This window comes from Bartonella sp. B35(2025) (assembly GCF_053794465.1).
The window spans coordinates 100,802-118,235 of sequence record NZ_CP200035.1 but is presented as its reverse complement, the minus strand read 5'-3'; the positions used below and the strand labels follow the sequence as shown (position 1 = coordinate 118,235).

General features: G+C 33.5%; 16 protein-coding genes and 2 tRNA genes. 6 read left to right on the top strand and 12 right to left on the bottom strand.

Features of this window, described 5'->3' with window-relative positions; genetic code table 11:
• Positions 1-244: 244 nt before the first annotated feature.
• On the bottom strand, positions 245-1,408 hold the full coding sequence (locus tag V4P56_RS00520; RefSeq protein ID WP_455482157.1) for a phosphoserine transaminase: 1,164 nt from the start codon (positions 1,406-1,408) through the stop codon (positions 245-247).
• A gap of 406 nt (positions 1,409-1,814) precedes the next feature.
• Between V4P56_RS00520 and V4P56_RS00515 the strand changes: the two genes are divergently transcribed.
• Positions 1,815-1,890, top strand: a tRNA-Phe gene (locus V4P56_RS00515).
• A 569-nt stretch (positions 1,891-2,459) separates the two neighbouring features.
• The gene (locus V4P56_RS00510; protein ID WP_455482148.1) at positions 2,460-3,011 is read left to right on the top strand and encodes a nucleotidyltransferase family protein; all 552 of its coding nucleotides are present in this window, start codon (positions 2,460-2,462) and stop codon (positions 3,009-3,011) included.
• 98 nt (positions 3,012-3,109) lie between these two features.
• Here V4P56_RS00510 and V4P56_RS00505 read toward each other — a convergent pair whose 3' ends face one another.
• The 7 genes from V4P56_RS00505 to V4P56_RS00475 all read right to left on the bottom strand — a co-directional run bounded on the left by V4P56_RS00505 (position 3,110) and on the right by V4P56_RS00475 (position 10,579).
• Positions 3,110-4,405 carry a helicase-related protein gene (locus V4P56_RS00505; RefSeq protein WP_455482156.1) on the bottom strand — a complete coding sequence of 432 codons (1,296 nt, stop codon included), beginning with the start codon at positions 4,403-4,405 and terminating at the stop codon, positions 3,110-3,112.
• A complete protein-coding gene (locus tag V4P56_RS00500; RefSeq protein WP_455482155.1) occupies positions 4,402-5,046 on the bottom strand; it encodes an SNF2-related protein in 645 nt (214 codons plus the stop codon). Before V4P56_RS00500 ends, V4P56_RS00505 begins: the two co-directional genes overlap by 4 nt.
• A 1,337-nt stretch (positions 5,047-6,383) precedes the next feature.
• Positions 6,384-6,692, bottom strand: coding sequence for a hypothetical protein (locus V4P56_RS00495; RefSeq protein ID WP_455482154.1), 309 nt, complete (start codon positions 6,690-6,692; stop codon positions 6,384-6,386).
• A gap of 529 nt (positions 6,693-7,221) precedes the next feature.
• Entirely contained in the window at positions 7,222-7,782 is a 561-nt protein-coding gene (locus V4P56_RS00490) for a biotin transporter BioY (protein ID WP_455482153.1), read from the bottom strand.
• A 37-nt stretch (positions 7,783-7,819) separates the two neighbouring features.
• On the bottom strand, positions 7,820-8,434 hold the full coding sequence (locus V4P56_RS00485; RefSeq protein ID WP_455482152.1) for an energy-coupling factor transporter transmembrane component T family protein: 615 nt from the start codon (positions 8,432-8,434) through the stop codon (positions 7,820-7,822).
• On the bottom strand, positions 8,431-9,111 hold the full coding sequence (locus V4P56_RS00480; protein WP_455482151.1) for an energy-coupling factor ABC transporter ATP-binding protein: 681 nt from the start codon (positions 9,109-9,111) through the stop codon (positions 8,431-8,433). The genes V4P56_RS00485 and V4P56_RS00480 overlap by 4 nt, the downstream gene beginning before the upstream one ends.
• Before the next feature lie 34 nt (positions 9,112-9,145).
• Positions 9,146-10,579, bottom strand: coding sequence for an amino acid permease (locus V4P56_RS00475; RefSeq protein ID WP_455482150.1), 1,434 nt, complete (start codon positions 10,577-10,579; stop codon positions 9,146-9,148).
• A gap of 186 nt (positions 10,580-10,765) precedes the next feature.
• Here V4P56_RS00475 and V4P56_RS00470 point away from each other — a divergent pair, with 186 nt between their 5' ends.
• The 4 genes from V4P56_RS00470 to V4P56_RS00455 all read left to right on the top strand — a co-directional run bounded on the left by V4P56_RS00470 (position 10,766) and on the right by V4P56_RS00455 (position 14,120).
• Entirely contained in the window at positions 10,766-11,101 is a 336-nt protein-coding gene (locus V4P56_RS00470) for a hypothetical protein (RefSeq protein ID WP_455482149.1), read from the top strand.
• A 1,475-nt stretch (positions 11,102-12,576) separates the two neighbouring features.
• Positions 12,577-12,652, top strand: a tRNA-Thr gene (locus tag V4P56_RS00465).
• 569 nt (positions 12,653-13,221) lie between these two features.
• Complete coding sequence (locus V4P56_RS00460) at positions 13,222-13,773, top strand: nucleotidyltransferase family protein (RefSeq protein ID WP_455482148.1); 552 nt, start codon at positions 13,222-13,224, stop codon at positions 13,771-13,773.
• A gap of 44 nt (positions 13,774-13,817) precedes the next feature.
• Positions 13,818-14,120 (top strand): HepT-like ribonuclease domain-containing protein, encoded by a 303-nt coding sequence (locus tag V4P56_RS00455; RefSeq protein WP_455482147.1) that lies wholly within the window; start codon positions 13,818-13,820, stop codon positions 14,118-14,120.
• Positions 14,121-14,599: 479 nt separating this feature from the next.
• Here the strand turns inward: V4P56_RS00455 and V4P56_RS00450 are convergent, their stop codons facing one another.
• The 4 genes from V4P56_RS00450 to V4P56_RS00435 all read right to left on the bottom strand — a co-directional run bounded on the left by V4P56_RS00450 (position 14,600) and on the right by V4P56_RS00435 (position 17,344).
• Positions 14,600-15,064, bottom strand: a complete 465-nt coding sequence (locus V4P56_RS00450; protein WP_455482146.1) for a DUF805 domain-containing protein — start codon at positions 15,062-15,064, stop codon at positions 14,600-14,602.
• Between the two features lie 141 nt (positions 15,065-15,205).
• Entirely contained in the window at positions 15,206-15,763 is a 558-nt protein-coding gene (locus tag V4P56_RS00445) for a type ISP restriction/modification enzyme (protein WP_455481704.1), read from the bottom strand.
• On the bottom strand, positions 15,726-16,931 hold the full coding sequence (locus V4P56_RS00440) for a type ISP restriction/modification enzyme (protein ID WP_455481705.1): 1,206 nt from the start codon (positions 16,929-16,931) through the stop codon (positions 15,726-15,728). Before V4P56_RS00440 ends, V4P56_RS00445 begins: the two co-directional genes overlap by 38 nt.
• Before the next feature lie 11 nt (positions 16,932-16,942).
• A complete protein-coding gene (locus tag V4P56_RS00435; protein ID WP_455481706.1) occupies positions 16,943-17,344 on the bottom strand; it encodes a hypothetical protein in 402 nt (133 codons plus the stop codon).
• Positions 17,345-17,434: the final 90 nt, after the last annotated feature.

Here is a 17,434-nt window from a genome sequence, read left to right as displayed (position 1 = left end):
AACACTGGAATATAAAATGTGCTCTCATCCCAAATTAGATATTTCTGCTATAAAAAAACAAAAAATTTAAACCTCTTGGCTATTATTTTTATCAACATCTGACAAATAATGAATACTTATTCTGCAATTTTACATAATCTATGCGATATTTGAAGTAAGTTTTTCTAATACAGAAATATGAGATGCTACCATAATTTTCTACATTTTAAAGAAAACCCGTGTTATAAAAATCACCAAAAGTTATTTAAAGCTGAGCTTTTTCAATCTGAAATGCCCATTCAAGCCATTCCGTTAAAATTTCAAGGTCAGAAGCCTCAATTGTTATACCTGTCCAAATCCGAAAACCTAAAGGAGCATTTCGATAAGAACTAATATCATAAGCAACACCCGCTTCATCAAGACGATTTACTATTTCTTTTACAAATAATGCCTGCTTTTCACTATCTAAAGCAGTAATAACGGGATCCACGATTATTAGACAAGCAACTGTATTAGAACGTATTTTAGGATCTTTTGCTAAATATTCTAACCAAGGTGTTCTTTGAATAAAATCATCAAATACAGCAAAATTTTTATCAACTCGCGCCTTTAATGCCTGCAAACCACCTATTGATTTTGCCCATTTCAATGCATCTAGATAATCTTCAACACACAGCAAAGAGGGAGTATTGATAACCTTCCCCTTAAAGATATCTTCATTTAGTTTTCCATTTTTCGTCATACAGAAAATTTGAGGTATGGGCCAAACTGGAACATAATTTTCAAGCCGCTCAACAGCACGAGGACTTAAAATTAACATACCATGTGCTGCCTCACTTCCCAAAACTTTTTGCCATGAAAAAGTAACAACATCCAATTTTGAAAAATCAAGATTTTGTGCAAAAGCTGCTGATGTTGCATCACAAATCGTCAATCCTAACCGCTTATCTGGAATAAAATCTGCATTAGGAATACGCACACCAGAAGTCGTTCCATTCCATATGAAAACAACATCACGATCAAAATCAATTTGTGTTAAGTCCGGCAATTCGCCATAAGGAGCTTCAAAGCGACGCACATCAGAAAGCTTTAATTGCCCAACAACATCAGAAATCCAACCTGAACCAAAGCTTTCCCATGCTGCTATATCAATACCACGTGCACCTAATAAAGACCATAGAGACATCTCAACAGCGCCAGTATCTGAAGCAGGAACAATACCTATACGATAATCAGAAGGTACTTCAAGAACCTCACGAGTTAAATCAATGGTTTCAGTAAGTCTTAATTGCGCTATTTTAGAACGGTGTGAACGCCCACATAATGCCTTTTTGAGAACTTCAATAGTCCAACCAGGTCGCTTACTACAAGGACCTGAAGAAAAATTAGGATTATTTGGACGACGACTTGGTTCCTTCAGCAGCATCATTGTGCTTCCCTTTTAGGTGGTTTGTTTTTCTTTAAAGAAAAATGAATTATTATAAATAATTATACAAACTGTCTTTTTTATAAATATTTAAAAATATTTTCCATTCATCTGGTCAGCTTAAAATTTATGCAATCTTTATAAAAAAGATTCCAATCAATCATACTTTTTGATTAATCTTTTAAAAGACAATTGCCTGTATCATCTACCATGATCAAACAATACTTTGATGATCATAAATACTAAAACATCATCATATACCTATCAAGTTGATTTTACAGAAAAAGTAATTACAATACTTAGAGTACAGAGATAAAATTACAAAAAATCAATTATTTTTCTTTTAAAGGCTGGACAGAGAAAATTTTAATGTTATAACCGCACACGATTCACGTATTTTGCGCAGTGTGCCCAGATAGCTCAGTTGGTAGAGCAGCGGACTGAAAATCCGCGTGTCCGTGGTTCGAATCCGCGTCTGGGCACCATTTTATTTCTAATAATGCAATATAATCAATAATTTAGTCATTTTTATTATTTTTTAATCCACCTAACAATCCACCTCTTATTGCTTGATTAAAAGCGCTAAGCAGAACTCTAAACAAGCTATTGGAAATCTACAACTATGCTCTCTAAAAAACAATTGCTGGCGTAAAAGAAAGCCTTCCACACCAAAGATTCAAAATCTAATAATAATCCCATAAATAAAATATCAAATTTGCAAATCTGTATAACCGTATAGATAATTATTAAAAAATATCTGTTTTGGCTAAAATAAAAACCCTTTTGTCTAGAATACGAACCCTCAAAACCTTCAAAACTACTCTAAAAGGAGTTTTGAGAGTTTTGAAGGTTGCACTTTCAAAAATTTTTATAATTTTTTTGCACATCAAAGCAATTCTAAACAATAACATTTCGTGGATTCATTGATCTTTCTGCTTCAGCACAGCGGTTTTTCTTACTAGTGACAAACCATGTAGACTCACAGCTACTTTTCTTTCAAGTTTTAACATTACCTTATGAATAAAGGCATTGCTGAGAATCATTGAATCATTTCATGATCAAAAATATTAACAATTTTGCCATTTTAGCTACTTCTATAGAAATGGCACAAATTGAAAAGGAGCATTGTACTGTGCTTTCATTCACAGCAACAGAATTCTTCAGTAATCCAGGGCGACGCAATCAAGAAGTGCAAAGTGAACCAATTGAAGTAAAGAGTTATGGTAGGATAGTTGGCTATTACCTGTCACCATCAGAATATAATCGTTTAGTCAATGCAGCATGTCGTGCATCTGAGCCAGGGGCTTATAATTCGATCAAGGATCTTGTTCATGCACGCCGTCATGACATTCTATCTCTCGCCAAAAAATATGGAATAACCCGTATCCGATTATTTGGATCGGTTGCAAGCAGCGAAGATCAGCCACACAGCGATATTGACTTTTTGGTTGAATTTCCTGAAAACAAACCTTTTTCTGAAGATGATTTTGAATTTATTGGCAAACTACAAGAAATGTTTGGGAAACGTCGCGTTGATGTAGTACGCCTTGAAATGGTTTATAAACGACTTAAAAAATCCATTCTTGATGGAGCAATTGAATTATGACCAAGCAAGATCCAAAGGCGTAGCAACGATACTAAGTTTTACTTTCTTACTGAAACCTTCTGCGAGCTTACTGTAATATTGTAGTATTCATGAATCTATCATTCTCTGCTATCCCAAGGCCTGCTGAGTGCATTTACGATATCATTACGCGAGAGAACAGTTTTACATTGCTCCCAAAGATTATCATCTGGATTTAGGGTATCCTGGTATTTAACAGAAAATGCATCCTGAGCCTTTTTACGCTCGTGTATATATTCGTCCATGTGTTTTTCTAGTTTTATCACATCATCGATCCACTCGTCTTTGATGGTATCCGGTAGACTGCCAAATATGTCGTAAACATCTCGAAATCGCTTAGATACCACGTCATAAATTTCTTCATCCAGCGTTTTGCAATACACGAGGTTAAGCAAATCCACAGATTTACGTACTTGACCGAAACGTTTGATTCGCCCAAGTCGTTGCTCTAACCGAGCAGGATTCCAGGGAAGATCAACGTTGATTAGTGTGCCGAGAGTTTGTAGATTTAAGCTTTCACATGCTGAATCAGTAGCCACAATTAAACGAATCTCACGATTCTTAACTCTAGATTTAATATCTTCACGCCCAACACTACTGAACTGCGCCTCTCTAAAAAAACCACTCTTACGCCCGCCTGCATAAACCGCCACCACTTCTTTTGTAAAGAATTTAGAAAGCTCTTTCGCTATCCATTCAACCGTATCGTAGTACTGATTAAAAATGATACAGCCTTGCTCCAGCCAAGTTTTTTCATCTGTTCTAAACTCAGATAAAAACCACTTCACTATATCGAGCTTTGTATCTACAGCCTCTGGTTTCGACAGCTGTGTTTTAATTTCCTCTAGACAAGCCACCTCTTCTAGCGTCATGTTCGAGAGAAGTGATTCACAATTTTTGACAATACCCTCCTCCTCCTCATCAGATATCGTATGCTGCAACATGTTCTGTATTGTTTTTAAGCCAGACGCAAAGCTAGAGCAGATTCGTCTCAGCATCAATGATTTTATAAAACCAGCATTTTTTGCACGACGCCGAAGTAATTTTGTAAATTCTTCGGCTTTTCTGTACGCTACTTGAAAAGGTGAATTGGTTAAAATACCAAGACCTGTAAAACGTCCCTCATACAGTGCAAGGTTTTTCTTCATTGGATGAATGTTAACCCCTATTTTTTCTAATAAGCCAATGTCTTCTAACTGCTTACGCTTTCTTAAAATTACATGACGAAGTACCGGATTTTCTTCTTTCAAGAAGTTATACTTCTGACATTCAGAGGTAAGAAACAATTGCGTCATGTCATCAAGATCTTTGAAGCGATAAGAACATTCAAAGGATTTCTCATCAATACCCAAATTACTACGCAGTGCCCCAATCATAGTATGTGTTTTCCTGGGAGGGAGCGGATTTTTAGCCAATCCAAGACCTCATCTGAAGTTAGTTGTGTTTTTCCAGTAATTATTTGAATGGCTTTCTCATGCTGATGCCACAAAGAATCTTGATCACCTAATACGAACATTGCGTTTTTGTTTAAAATTTCTAAAAGATCCCATAATTCACGTACATCTGTTTGGATTGGTGTTGCAGTACCCAATATCATGTGGCATGTACGCGCAGCTATCTTTTGCATGAAACGCATGAGACGGTTAGGTTTTAATTCTTGATTACCGGATACACGGTGAAAACGAGCTTTATGTGCTTCATCTAAGATAACGGTACCAAAGCGCTTCTTTAGAAGGAATCCCGATTCTTTCGTAAAATCTTCCCCCTCCCACTGATGTGTGATCAAACCTGTAGATACGATCGCAATTTGATAAGGGCATTTCTTGATGGAGGCCATATCACAACGAGGAGAAAGCTCCTGTCCTTCTACGCCTAACCAACACTTCTTTTGGGATGACCAAATGGCGGAAGGTATACCTAACTGATCTAGTATCTCGACTTGCCACTGAACAATAAGTGTGGCAGGAGCTAAAATCAAAATAGGAAAAGGAAAAAATGACCCAAAACGAACAATCAAACATCAATCTTCTGGGGTTCTTAGCTCATTTCGTGCTTAAAAAACTACCGTACAATCCCCATTAAAATACTTTTGAGGGATTTAAAGATTCTTATTTGAGAGCTTTTTATATTTTGACACAAATACGTTCATTGCGTCATACAGAAGATGAACATGAAAACAAAAAGTAAAAAGAAATAATCCTGACAAAAAGTGTATATGCAAGAAGCAAAGACAGTATGATCCCTTAATCTCATGTCCGGAATCTCGCTTATGTAGTGTGCACGCAACGTATACCTAAAACAAATGCTTGATCCCTTTCTTCCTATCTAAGATAGTGCGTGCTGCATCTAATATTCTTAAGAATATCGTTTGAGTATATCAGTAGCTGCTTTACGTAACTCTAGAAGGTTTTTGAAGATGATATTGCTCACAATCTTCGGATCAATATTATCTCCCAAATAATCATACATGATCAGGTTTTTAAAGCCTTTGGAGCCATTTACTGATATTACATACTTTTAAAAAAATAAAAATTACAGCGTATGATCTTTAACCTCTCTTCTATAGCATATTATGAATAAAAACTTCTTTTTGAGCTGTCTTAATACTCCAAAGTATTTTCATCACTAAAAAATAAAGCTTTTAATTTTTTTTGCCGTATCACAATCATTAAATATTAGTACAAACTTACTCTGAATATCTTTTAGGATGTATGCTATATTAATATTAATGAAATTATCTGCATTAAATTTATCTGTAAAATGATAATCGTTCTTGGAAAAACACGGTAAATCTAGATCAAATAAATCTTTGATGTATCCAAAAAAATCGACAGTATTCTCATAAAAAAATATAAAATGTTTGCATCAAACAGCTCTTCCTAATCTACCACATTCTCTTTCGTAAGTTTTACTAGATCAAAAATAGATTCCTTTTTTAAAGGATTTTAAACGCTTATAAACTTTATTCATCAGAAACAAAACAACATCACAAAAATAAAACCACACTGCCCTTTCAACTAAAGGCAAGTTGCTAGGATAATTTTGTACAAAATTAAGGAATAATTCTCCTGAGTAAACTGCTCCAATTATTGAACTAATATTGAGCTAAATCATCACAATTTCTGAATTTATTGAAAAATCTTGATGATCTTAACTACCGAAATCATTTACACTAATAAATAATTTCTGATATACTAAGTACTCAAATTACATATTCATACAACTGATAGCTGTATAAATAATCTATAAATTTTACCTTAATAATGAATATCCAAATTTCTTTTTTAAAAGTTTAAATGTATCGTAGGATATATTTTATATGTTACTATAAAAAATAATATGTACCCTATATCCCTACCAATTAAACACAGAAAATATGGAAGCATATAAATATTGCCCTAATTTAGTGTAAACAAGCTTCGCTTTCTGAAATATCGATGTTACACTTTTCCAAAATATGCCGTGATCGCTCGGATAAGCAGGTATGACAACTTCATTCAATAAAGAATTAACCTGTCTGTTAAAGCATGAATCTGTTTTAGAAACGGCAGAAGTAATTAAAACAGACGCTTCTTCATGAAGATCTGCACGATCAGATGCTTGCACGATAGAAGAAAAAATTAAAACAATAACATATATGATAAAAAAATACTTTATATTCATGACCTTATTTATATATATTTACCTTACTTAATAAAAACATGTATTGTATTTAACATAATATCATTATGTCTGTCTATAGAATAAATAATATAATTAATAAAAAATATTTTAATTTTTTATTAAAAAATCATTATGAATATAAACTATATTATATAATATACGGTTATAGATATATTACTCACCTCTAGCCAAAAACTCTAAATAAAATACAAGCAGAGAAATAATCGTTAATTTTCCTTCTTTATAAAGGTAATAAAAATTTACTTACAAAAGAATAACGATTTGCATGATTTTAATTTAATATGTTACCTAAATTTTAATAATACCATCATTTTTAATAAAACATAACAAAATAATCTATACAGCTTATCAATTGTAATATTTCTTATACTGTAATCAAATAATTTATACAGACTGTATGGTACTTCTCTTTAAAATGTTCCCCCAAACAACATGTAATAATTTTTTTATTTCACATTTTTCTTCTTTTTATTTTTAAATGTATCGCAATTATAAAATTTCATTCAAACTAAAAATTACCTTTTTGGGATAAAATAAGGGGAACAGATTTTCTAACAGTAAGTGTAATAGAGGATGCAAGCAATACTTTCAAAAAATCACCAATCAAAAAACCTAACGAACTCATTAAAGCTGTTAACAAAGAAACTTTAGTAAAATAAGCCATCCAAGGAACCCCGAAAAAATAAACAATCCCTATACCACCTACAGCATTGATAACAAATAATTTAAAAAAATTTAGTTGTTGCCAAAACAACTCAACCATCAAACCAATAAAAAATGCAGCAATTGGATAACCAATCATATAGCCACCACCAACCCCTAAAAAAACACCAATACCTCCACGCCCACCAGCCAATAAAGGCAACCCAATAGCAACAAGTACAAGAAAAAGAACTGATGCTAAAGCTCCTCTTTTCGCACCAAGTATAGACCCTGCTAACATTGGTCCCATAGATTGAGCTGTAATGGGAAGCCCAAGAAAAATAGGAAGATAAATAGGAGGAAAAAGGCCTAAGACTGCATAAATAGCTGCAAATAAAGAAATGTATGTTAGATCTTTTGTATTCATCAAACTATCCCTTTTATTATGAGTGTTTTTATCATTATTAGACTTTATCATTAGTATCACTATCGTACGAGCGTGCATCTAAAGCTTCGGCTACCTCTGAAGCTATCTTGATTGTTCGTATAATGAGAGGTATTGCAAGAGAAAACATGTTAGTATCAAATCCGCGTGCCTGCTGTGCTTCACGCACCTCGTGGAATTTCTCGCTAATAACTGGAATAAATCTGATTGCCATAGATAAAACCATACTAAATTTTGATGAATTTACCCCAAAATACTGAAGTGGTCTAAGACCTTTTTCAATTAAATTTACTATATCTGAAACTTTGGTTGTTAAAGAAATGAGTGAAGATAAAAAAATAAAAATGACCAAGCGTAATACAACTTCAAAACCTATAAACCAACTGTTAAAAACAACATGAAAAACAAATATAAGTGCTAAAAATAAACTTATTGATTTAAGTTGCTTTAATATATTACTAAAAGGAATCTTAGCAACTCCATACAATAAAGCTACAAATAATAAAAATGTTGAGAGAATAGGTATAGACGAAACTATAAATGTAATTGTTGTACATAAAGTAAAGAACAGCAGCTTAATTTCTGGTTTAAGCTTATGGATAAAAGTATCTCTAGGAAAATATAAACTGATCACAGCATTCTTCTTACATATTCCTTGATTGCAACAAAAGGTACATCATCAACGACTATTTTTCCTTTATCAAAAACAAGTACTCTGTCAAACTTTCTGAGAAATTCCAAATCATGTGATACAACAATCACTGTTTGTGATAATTCTTCTATAACTTGGGTAACACGATACTTATTTCGTAAATCAAGTAATGTTGTCGGCTCATCAAAAATAATATAATCCGGTTCCATTGCTACCACACCTGAAATAGCAACTAATTGTTTTTGCCCCCCACTTAATAAATGAACTGCATGATTTCTAAAAGCTTGAAGATCATAGCGCTGTAAAATTTCATCTACACGCTTCTTAATTTCATCCTTACCAAGTTTTAAATTTTTGAGACCAAAAGATAAATCTTCTTCTACTAATGGCAAAACGATTTGATTATCCGGGTTTTGAAAAACAAATCCTATTTTACGCTTTATTGCCTTTGCATCGCGCTTTGTGTCAAGCCCATCAACACTCACAACACCATTTGACGGTAATTGCAGCCCATTAATAAGGCGAACAAATGTACTTTTCCCAGAACCATTTGCACCAATAATTGCAATTCTTCTTTCCGTAAGCTGTACAGTAATATCCCTCAAAACGCACAAATCACCAAAGACCTGCGTCACCTTATCAAATTTTATGATTCCCAAGATTTATTCCAATCAATCCATTTATATTCCTCTTTTACCACCATTTCTTAAATCTATAGCTTAAAAATAAAAGCAAACACCATATGGGAGCGATAATAACTGCTAAACTCATATCAGGCATTTGCATAGGAATATATGATCTAATAAAAGTTACCCTTATCCCTGCCATATCGAAAAATTGAGACATTAATCCATTTTGCCTAAAACCACTTAAAAACATAATACAAAACAATAAAGCAAGAAAGATAAGGCAAAAATAGTTAGCATAAGGATATAAGCTAAATTTATAAATAAACGAACCTTTTTTTTCCTTATGTGCTTTTCGAAACTTTAAATGGACAATAACAATTATAGCCCAAGTAATAACCGCTGCCGCAGTTGCAAGAGCCATGATTCGCATAAATTTATTATCGGGGACAAAAGCATTAATAATAACAATTATTGCAGTGCAAGCTGATGAAAAAAGAATAGCAACGTACGGAACATGAAGAGTACTAAGTTTACTAAAAACATTTGGTGCATTTCTCTGCATAGCCAAACTATAAAGCATACGGCCATTAGAATAAATACTGCTATTATAAACAGAAATGGCAGCCGTAATAACTACAAAATTTAAAATATGACCAGCAGCTGGAATTCCTATAGATTCAAAAATCGTAACAAAAGGACTACCATTTTTCCCAATCATATTCCACGGATTTATCATCATAATAATGCTAATAGAACCAATATAAAAAATTACCAGCCTCCACATCACTTTACGAATAGCAGTTGGTATTGTTTTTTGTAGATTTGATATCTCTCCAGCAGCAATGCCAATAAGCTCTGTTCCACCGAAAGAAAACATCACCACACAAGTAGCAAAAATAATGCCTATTATACCATAAGGGAAAAACCCCCCATGATCCCAAAGATGGTGAATACTTGCTTGATTCTCACCCATTCCAGTAATAATGAGAAAAAGCCCCAAAATAATCATACCAACAACAGCAACTACCTTAATCAAAGCAAAACCAAATTCAAATTCTCCAAAAAAACGAACATCAAGTAAATTGATCAATGTAACCAATAAAAGAACGATAAAAGATGATTTCCAATGATCAATCAAAATCCAATGATCAAGATAAAATCCAATAACTGTAAGTTCGGTCATACTGACGAGAATATAAAGAAACCAATAATTCCATCCTGTTATGAAGCCAGCTAAATTCCCCCAATATTTATAAGCAAAGAAACTAAAAGTATCCGAAATTGGCTCTTCTACTAACATCTCACCAAGCATTCTCATAATGAAATATATAATAAGCCCACCGAAAAGATAAGCTAAAATAGCTGAAGGACCAGCTAATTGTATAGTTTCGATTGCCCCATAAAAGAGACCCGTTCCAATAACTCCTCCTAGAGCAATCATTTGAACGTGGCGATTTTGAAGATTACGCTTCAATTCATTGTACTTTTCTTCAGACATTATCCCCTCTTTATCATTATTTATTCTCATTGAATTTAAATTTTCACTGAGAAAATTCACTATAATTTTTGCGCATCTTTTTCAAAATTAACTATAAAAATGAATGTAAACGTATTCTTTTATAATAATGAAACTGTTTGTCTTTCTATACGTTATGCAAATATTCCATTAAATTAATAAAAAAATATGCTACGCTCTTTACTTAAATTAATTGCTTTTATTTTTGTTACGCTGACAATTATAGTACTAGCCATCGATATTGTGCACTCTGTGAGCACATCAAATTGGACAACAACGCCCCTAAACAAAATATTAGCAACCCTTCTGCAAACGGATATTTATAGTCTTAATCAGTCTATACATGATATTATTTCGCCCCCCTTATCATCAATTTGTATGACTTTGATTTGTTTACCAATATGGTCTATCTCTGGTGCTTTAGCAACAGTACTTTTTATCTTGAGTTACAAAAAACAAAAACCCTTTTATAATAGCTCTTATAGAAAAGAAAAATATGTTTGATGTTGATAAAATCTCTCTAAAACTTATTGTGTCATACAGACTGATATACCTTGGAGAAGCTTATTTTATTGAAATAACTGCAAAACTATTTTACGAATAAACACAATTTAAGAGTACCTCATGATAGACGTATATAGCTACCTCATAATCGCTATTAAGGAACTATGTAATGAGCTTATTTTGCTGAGCTAAAAGATATTTAATCACCAAGATTCAATCTTTAATTCTACTCACTCATGAGAAAAGTTTATATGTAGAAGCAGATATATTGAAAGTGGATAAAATTATTTACGATTGCTAATTTATCTTCTAAAAAAGCTCCTTGCTATCTTTTTTAATGCCTTTAATGCTATGATCGCATATTAAAAATGTACTTTAAAAAATAACATTAGCAATCTTTATAGAATAAAAACTTTTTAAAACAACAATGAAAATATGGGGAACACAAAAATTGTTTCACATATGTATTAATGTAGAGTGTGATGAGAGAATGATTATAATTGTGATAAAAAAATATTTGTATTACTGTAGTCTACTGTTCACTGTGTCTTGAAAAAACTGAGAGGATATCACAAGAAAAACTTGAGAGCTTCAATAAAAATATCGACTATATCATTGAAATAATTGACTTGGATAATATTATTTATGAATTCTGTTTGTAATGTTAATTTTCACTTTCATTGATAAGAAAATGATGCAACGATGACTTTAGAAAAAATTCCTTCTTCTAAATTTGAGTTAAAATATTAAGTTTTTGAATATTATATTTAAACTTTCCTACTAGTTAGTTCCCATACAAGAAAACTTTTTAATGCCATTTTCTTGATAAATTAGTTTAATTTTATTAGCTAATTTTCATCCGGTATAATATCTTATTGCACCTTAAATAGAAAAACATATCTGATTTTATTAAATGGCTTTTTTATCCTCATTCTTATAAAGCTGTAGTACTTAAAGATATGAATAAAGAGGCACATTCAGATATAAAGCTGTTCATGATTTAAATAGTTCTGACTATGCAAAAAATATGAAGTACCCTAAATTCTTCTAAAAAGCGCTTGTATAAATGCTTCTCTATTAATTGTATTCATCTTATATCTTTTTAATCAATAAAGACTTATAATATCTTTTTGTATCCCAAATAGTTCACCAAATAAATTTCCCTCTTTCTTAGAAAAACTATAAGTATCCTTATCTATATAAAGACATCTTGATATCATTTATTATTACAATAATGCATTTTTTATACCACCTCAAAGATTGAATACAATCATCAATTGAGAAAATATTTTATATGAACTTTATAGCATCAAAATCAAAAAACTATTCTTATCTTTGCTTCTGTATGCTATTTTTGTTACTTCAATGAGTACCTTACCTTTATACATCACCAAACAAAATGTACACTTGCTTTTGGATATTCTTTTAGTTATTACTCTGAAATTAATTTTTGTTTAATTAATGTATAAGCTTATGCCGCATTAGCTCAGTTGGTAGAGCACATCATTCGTAATGATGGGGTCGCTGGTTCGAATCTGGCATGCGGCACCATTTTATTTCTAATAATGCAATATAATCAATAATTTAGTCATTTTTATTATTTTTTAATCCACCTAACAATCCACCTCTTATTGCTTGATTAAAAGCGCTAAGCAGAACTCTAAACAAGCTATTGGAAATCTACAACTATGCTCTCTAAAAAACAATTGCTGGCGTAAAAGAAAGCCTTCCACACCAAAGATTCAAAATCTAATAATAATCCCATAAATAAAATATCAAATTTGCAAATCTGTATAACCGTATAGATAATTATTAAAAAATATCTGTTTTGGCTAAAATAAAAACCCTTTTGTCTAGAATACGAACCCTCAAAACCTTCAAAACTACTCTAAAAGGAGTTTTGAGAGTTTTGAAGGTTGCACTTTCAAAAATTTTTATAATTTTTTTGCACATCAAAGCAATTCTAAACAATAACATTTCGTGGATTCATTGATCTTTCTGCTTCAGCACAGCGGTTTTTCTTACTAGTGACAAACCATGTAGACTCACAGCTACTTTTCTTTCAAGTTTTAACATTACCTTATGAATAAAGGCATTGCTGAGAATCATTGAATCATTTCATGATCAAAAATATTAACAATTTTGCCATTTTAGCTACTTCTATAGAAATGGCACAAATTGAAAAGGAGCATTGTACTGTGCTTTCATTCACAGCAACAGAATTCTTCAGTAATCCAGGGCGACGCAATCAAGAAGTGCAAAGTGAACCAATTGAAGTAAAGAGTTATGGTAGGATAGTTGGCTATTACCTGTCACCATCAGAATATAATCGTTTAGTCAATGCAGCATGTCGTGCATCTGAGCCAGGGGCTTATAATTCGATCAAGGATCTTGTTCATGCACGCCGTCATGACATTCTATCTCTCGCCAAAAAATATGGAATAACCCGTATCCGATTATTTGGATCGGTTGCAAGCAGCGAAGATCAGCCACACAGCGATATTGACTTTTTGGTTGAATTTCCTGAAAACAAACCTTTTTCTGAAGATGATTTTGAATTTATTGGCAAACTACAAGAAATGTTTGGGAAACGTCGCGTTGATGTAGTACGCCTTGAAATGGTTTATAAACGACTTAAAAAATCCATTCTTGATGGAGCAATTGAATTATGACCAAGCAAGATCCAAAGGCGTAGCAACGCTATGCTGAACATATTTTGATTGCATCTGAGCGCATTGAACGATTCCGCGCAAAATATGAAACCGAAGACTCTGATGCTTTCAAGGATATTCTTTATCGGAATTTACATACAATTTCAGAGTCAGCCGATAAACTGCCAGATCACATCAAAAAGGAATATCCAGACATCGAGTGGTCTAAGGTGAAGGGTTTTAGAAATTTAATAGTTCATGATTATTTAGGTGATGATATTAACCCAAAGATTGTACGTAATATCGTATTCAGGAATCTTTCAGAACTACGCAACGCAGCAGCAGATATACTTAAACGCTATCCCTGAAAAAGCAGTTTTATAAAGAAGAAGAGCTTAGTTTGAGTATAGGGCTAATGATTTACCAAAAGCCTTTATTCAAAGCTCATTTATGTTACTACTTCAATAATATCATGAACCGATAATAAATGAGCTATATATGGCAAAAATCACACCATATTAATCAAGACCTGTTATAATAATAACAAGAAAAGCTCACTTAAATGGCTTTTACATCCGCTTCGATTTATTTTTATTATTCTCTGGAAGAGGTCTTTACTAATAATTTATTTTTCCTTACCGCTGGTAACGCTATAAAAAATTCTGAGGCTACATCAGTTTACTACATTGTAAAGTAATGATCTATTCTCAAAGATCATTTGCAGACCTTTCTTGCTATAGAAATAATAATCAAAGAAAACCAGCAGCGACCGATCTTGCTGTGCCCTTCCTTCGCAAAAGAACGGTCGCAAAACACTAACAGACACTCAAATCAAGGAATAAGTCTCTTACTTACTGTTTTGATTATCGCTATATCGATCAATTAAAACTTTCTTCGGATCCTCACCATATTTGTTGTCCTTGCGCTCTCCATCTTTGAAGAGAAGATAAAGCGACAAAGCAACAGTAAAAAATAATATGATTGCAAAAATAGCGGGCTCAGAAAATCCGCTTATTTGAGGCATTCCTTGCACAATGCTCAGAGACCCCATACAAAGAACCACCCAAAAACCTGAATGACCTAAATCATGCATCCGTCTTATAGACACAAATAAAATAGGTAAATAACATATCGCATAAATTATAAACCACACAAACCAACATAAGACCACAACAAATTCAGATGAATTTAACACTGCTAGCACCTGTAGTAGTAGAAAAATAGGCATCGTAATAAGATTAAATACAAACATGAACCAAAAATACTCAGCACGCATTGCACGTCCTTTCCATTGGAATGTCCGTGGTAGCACATAACAAAACCATCTAAATCCATTATACTATTTCAGTTTTTTCATTTTACTATCCTATATTTTAAAATCTGCGAATAACCACAATCACTTCAATAATTGTTTCTTTTCGCAACAGCTTACCGAATGAAGACGAAAGTTCTTTTAGACGACCAGCTTCAAAGGTATCTCTTTTTCTAAAAACTCTTCTTTGATATCTAATTGAGGAAGGTTCCGTACAATTTTGCATGTCTCCAAACTTACCGTGATCATTCGCAGGAATAATTCGAGCGGATAACGTGCATTACCCATAATCTCACAAGCCCAATCATTCGCATCATCCGCAATTCCAGAATTATTTTTCTTCTGCTTTTTTGGTTTGCTAGTTTGACAACCCATCACCTGTTCTAGAGCGGATTTTCCACCAACCACATATTCATAAGCTTCTTCAGGGATATTCTCGATAGTAATCCTACCGTTGTAAATAAGAGTTGTTTTATCATCGATACTCTTCCCTGTTTTGGGATCTTTTTTCTTGGCAAACTTCATTTGTTCAACACGAAAATCTGAATCATTCCCACCGATAACGCCTTGTTCTGTCAGTGCTAATCCCTCTAAGCGACTGACCAAACTAATACCTGTGTATAGAGGTACAGTTTCATAATTCAGATGGAGAGCAGCTAAATCACGACCGAGCTTGTGCGAAAGCAGAAAAATCCGCAAAGCTCTTTACACGCGGGATCCGTGGTATCTGCTTGTTGAGATTCTTGGCATAACGCTCTCGATATTCATCACTATGCAGCAAACCGTAAATGTAGTAAAAGAGGTCTTCTTTTCGGATTTTCTCTCCGGGATAAGCCTCTTGGAAGTGAGCCAATCCTTTATCGGTAATGGCATCTCTCCGTCGGTATTGCTCACCATTCTTGGCCCCTAAAGATAGCTGTCCTGAGGAATCTATAGGCTCATAAAGATACAATGGGAAACATTGACCCGATGAGATAAAAGAATAATCAGGAACTCCATCAACGATTAGCGTCGAAAATTTTTGTTTTGCCCCCAATCCTATCACAACAATCGCCCGATTTTCGCAGGACTCCTCTGGAAATACCTTTGGAATTTGATAGTGGCTCCAATTTAAGTTCTTATCAAAATACAGCATCTTTTTTATGAAGGGTCGATAAACAGATCGTCTCTCTTTGGGCTCATATTGGTGACATATCCCCTTCACAAAGCTCTTCTTCAATCGACCATCCCAGCTGATTTTTGTTGGATCGCGACTCACCACGTTATTAAATGTGTTTTCATTATTAACGGAAATCTTGTTTCGTTGAATTCTCTCCAACTCAGAGCTGTAGAAATCAATCATAAGCTTCATATTCTCACGTAACTTTTTGCGTGAGAAATTATAGCACCAGGAATCTCTGTTCGTCATAACCCCCTGTGAATAATTTTCAAAAATTGTGACAGAAGATTTATCTCTTTTTTCTCCCAAAGCAATATAGCTATTAAAATCAGTATCCCTCTGATTAATCCAATCGTTAAATTCATTGGGAATAATCCTTTCCCAATCTGCGATAGCCTTGATATTCCCAAGCTTTTTAATTTTATCTAATTTTTCCTCTGTTGTGAGATAGTCTCCTATATCCTTGAAATAAATTTTCCCCTTCTCTTGTGCCTCTGGGTTTTTGACGAGAATGAAAATGGCTATAGGCATTCGACTAGAATCTTTAAAGATTCCCCCGCCTTCTTTACGGCGCCTTTCCCCTGATGTATTGCAATCTCCACGCAAATGAAAAATATAGAGGCTGGTAAAGTCTTCCTTTAAACATGCCCTTAATCCATCCATCGATTTTGCATCGATAAAACTCGCATTTGTAACAAAACCAATCACACCACGATTGGCTATACGATCCGAGCTCCACTGAAAGGCACGAATGTAGGATCGTATAATGATCTCTTTAATCCCTTGCTTTGAGAACTTTTTATATACGTCTTTGCAATCCGATTGTCCAATTGGGGATATTTGAGATTCTTATTTCCGTCATTTTCACTCTTTTGTCCCGCAGAATAAGGAGGATTACCCACAATAACCGTAATCGGAAGATTAAATTGTCTCTTTCGTCGTTCATTATTTTCCGCTAAAATGCCCTCAAGACAATGACTATCTTCAGACAGCTGGAATGTGTTGGTCAAGCAAATCCCCTCAAATGGCGTATAAGAAAGTGACTCTGCGCTGATCCCATTACTTCCCCCCTGCTCTAAATGCTGTTCATTTACTAACAGCTTCAGGTGCATTTTTGGCATTTCTCTCTCTTTAAGCAGATTATGATAAACCGTTTCGATATTCACTGTAGCGATGTAGTAGGCTAACAAAAGAGTATCGTTGGCATGGAT

What these genes read in the sequence shown, in the direction of transcription:
- V4P56_RS00435 (WP_455481706.1), bottom strand. Translation starts at nt 17,344, where the DNA reads ATGCCAAAAATGCACCTGAAGCTGTTAGTAAATGAACAGCATTTAGAG.
- V4P56_RS00510 (WP_455482148.1), top strand. Translation starts at nt 2,460, where the DNA reads ATGATCAAAAATATTAACAATTTTGCCATTTTAGCTACTTCTATAGAA.
- V4P56_RS00520 (WP_455482157.1), bottom strand. Translation starts at nt 1,408, where the DNA reads ATGATGCTGCTGAAGGAACCAAGTCGTCGTCCAAATAATCCTAATTTT.
- V4P56_RS00505 (WP_455482156.1), bottom strand. Translation starts at nt 4,405, where the DNA reads ATGATTGGGGCACTGCGTAGTAATTTGGGTATTGATGAGAAATCCTTT.
- V4P56_RS00490 (WP_455482153.1), bottom strand. Translation starts at nt 7,782, where the DNA reads ATGAATACAAAAGATCTAACATACATTTCTTTATTTGCAGCTATTTAT.
- V4P56_RS00495 (WP_455482154.1), bottom strand. Translation starts at nt 6,692, where the DNA reads ATGAATATAAAGTATTTTTTTATCATATATGTTATTGTTTTAATTTTT.
- V4P56_RS00475 (WP_455482150.1), bottom strand. Translation starts at nt 10,579, where the DNA reads ATGTCTGAAGAAAAGTACAATGAATTGAAGCGTAATCTTCAAAATCGC.
- V4P56_RS00470 (WP_455482149.1), top strand. Translation starts at nt 10,766, where the DNA reads ATGCTACGCTCTTTACTTAAATTAATTGCTTTTATTTTTGTTACGCTG.
- V4P56_RS00460 (WP_455482148.1), top strand. Translation starts at nt 13,222, where the DNA reads ATGATCAAAAATATTAACAATTTTGCCATTTTAGCTACTTCTATAGAA.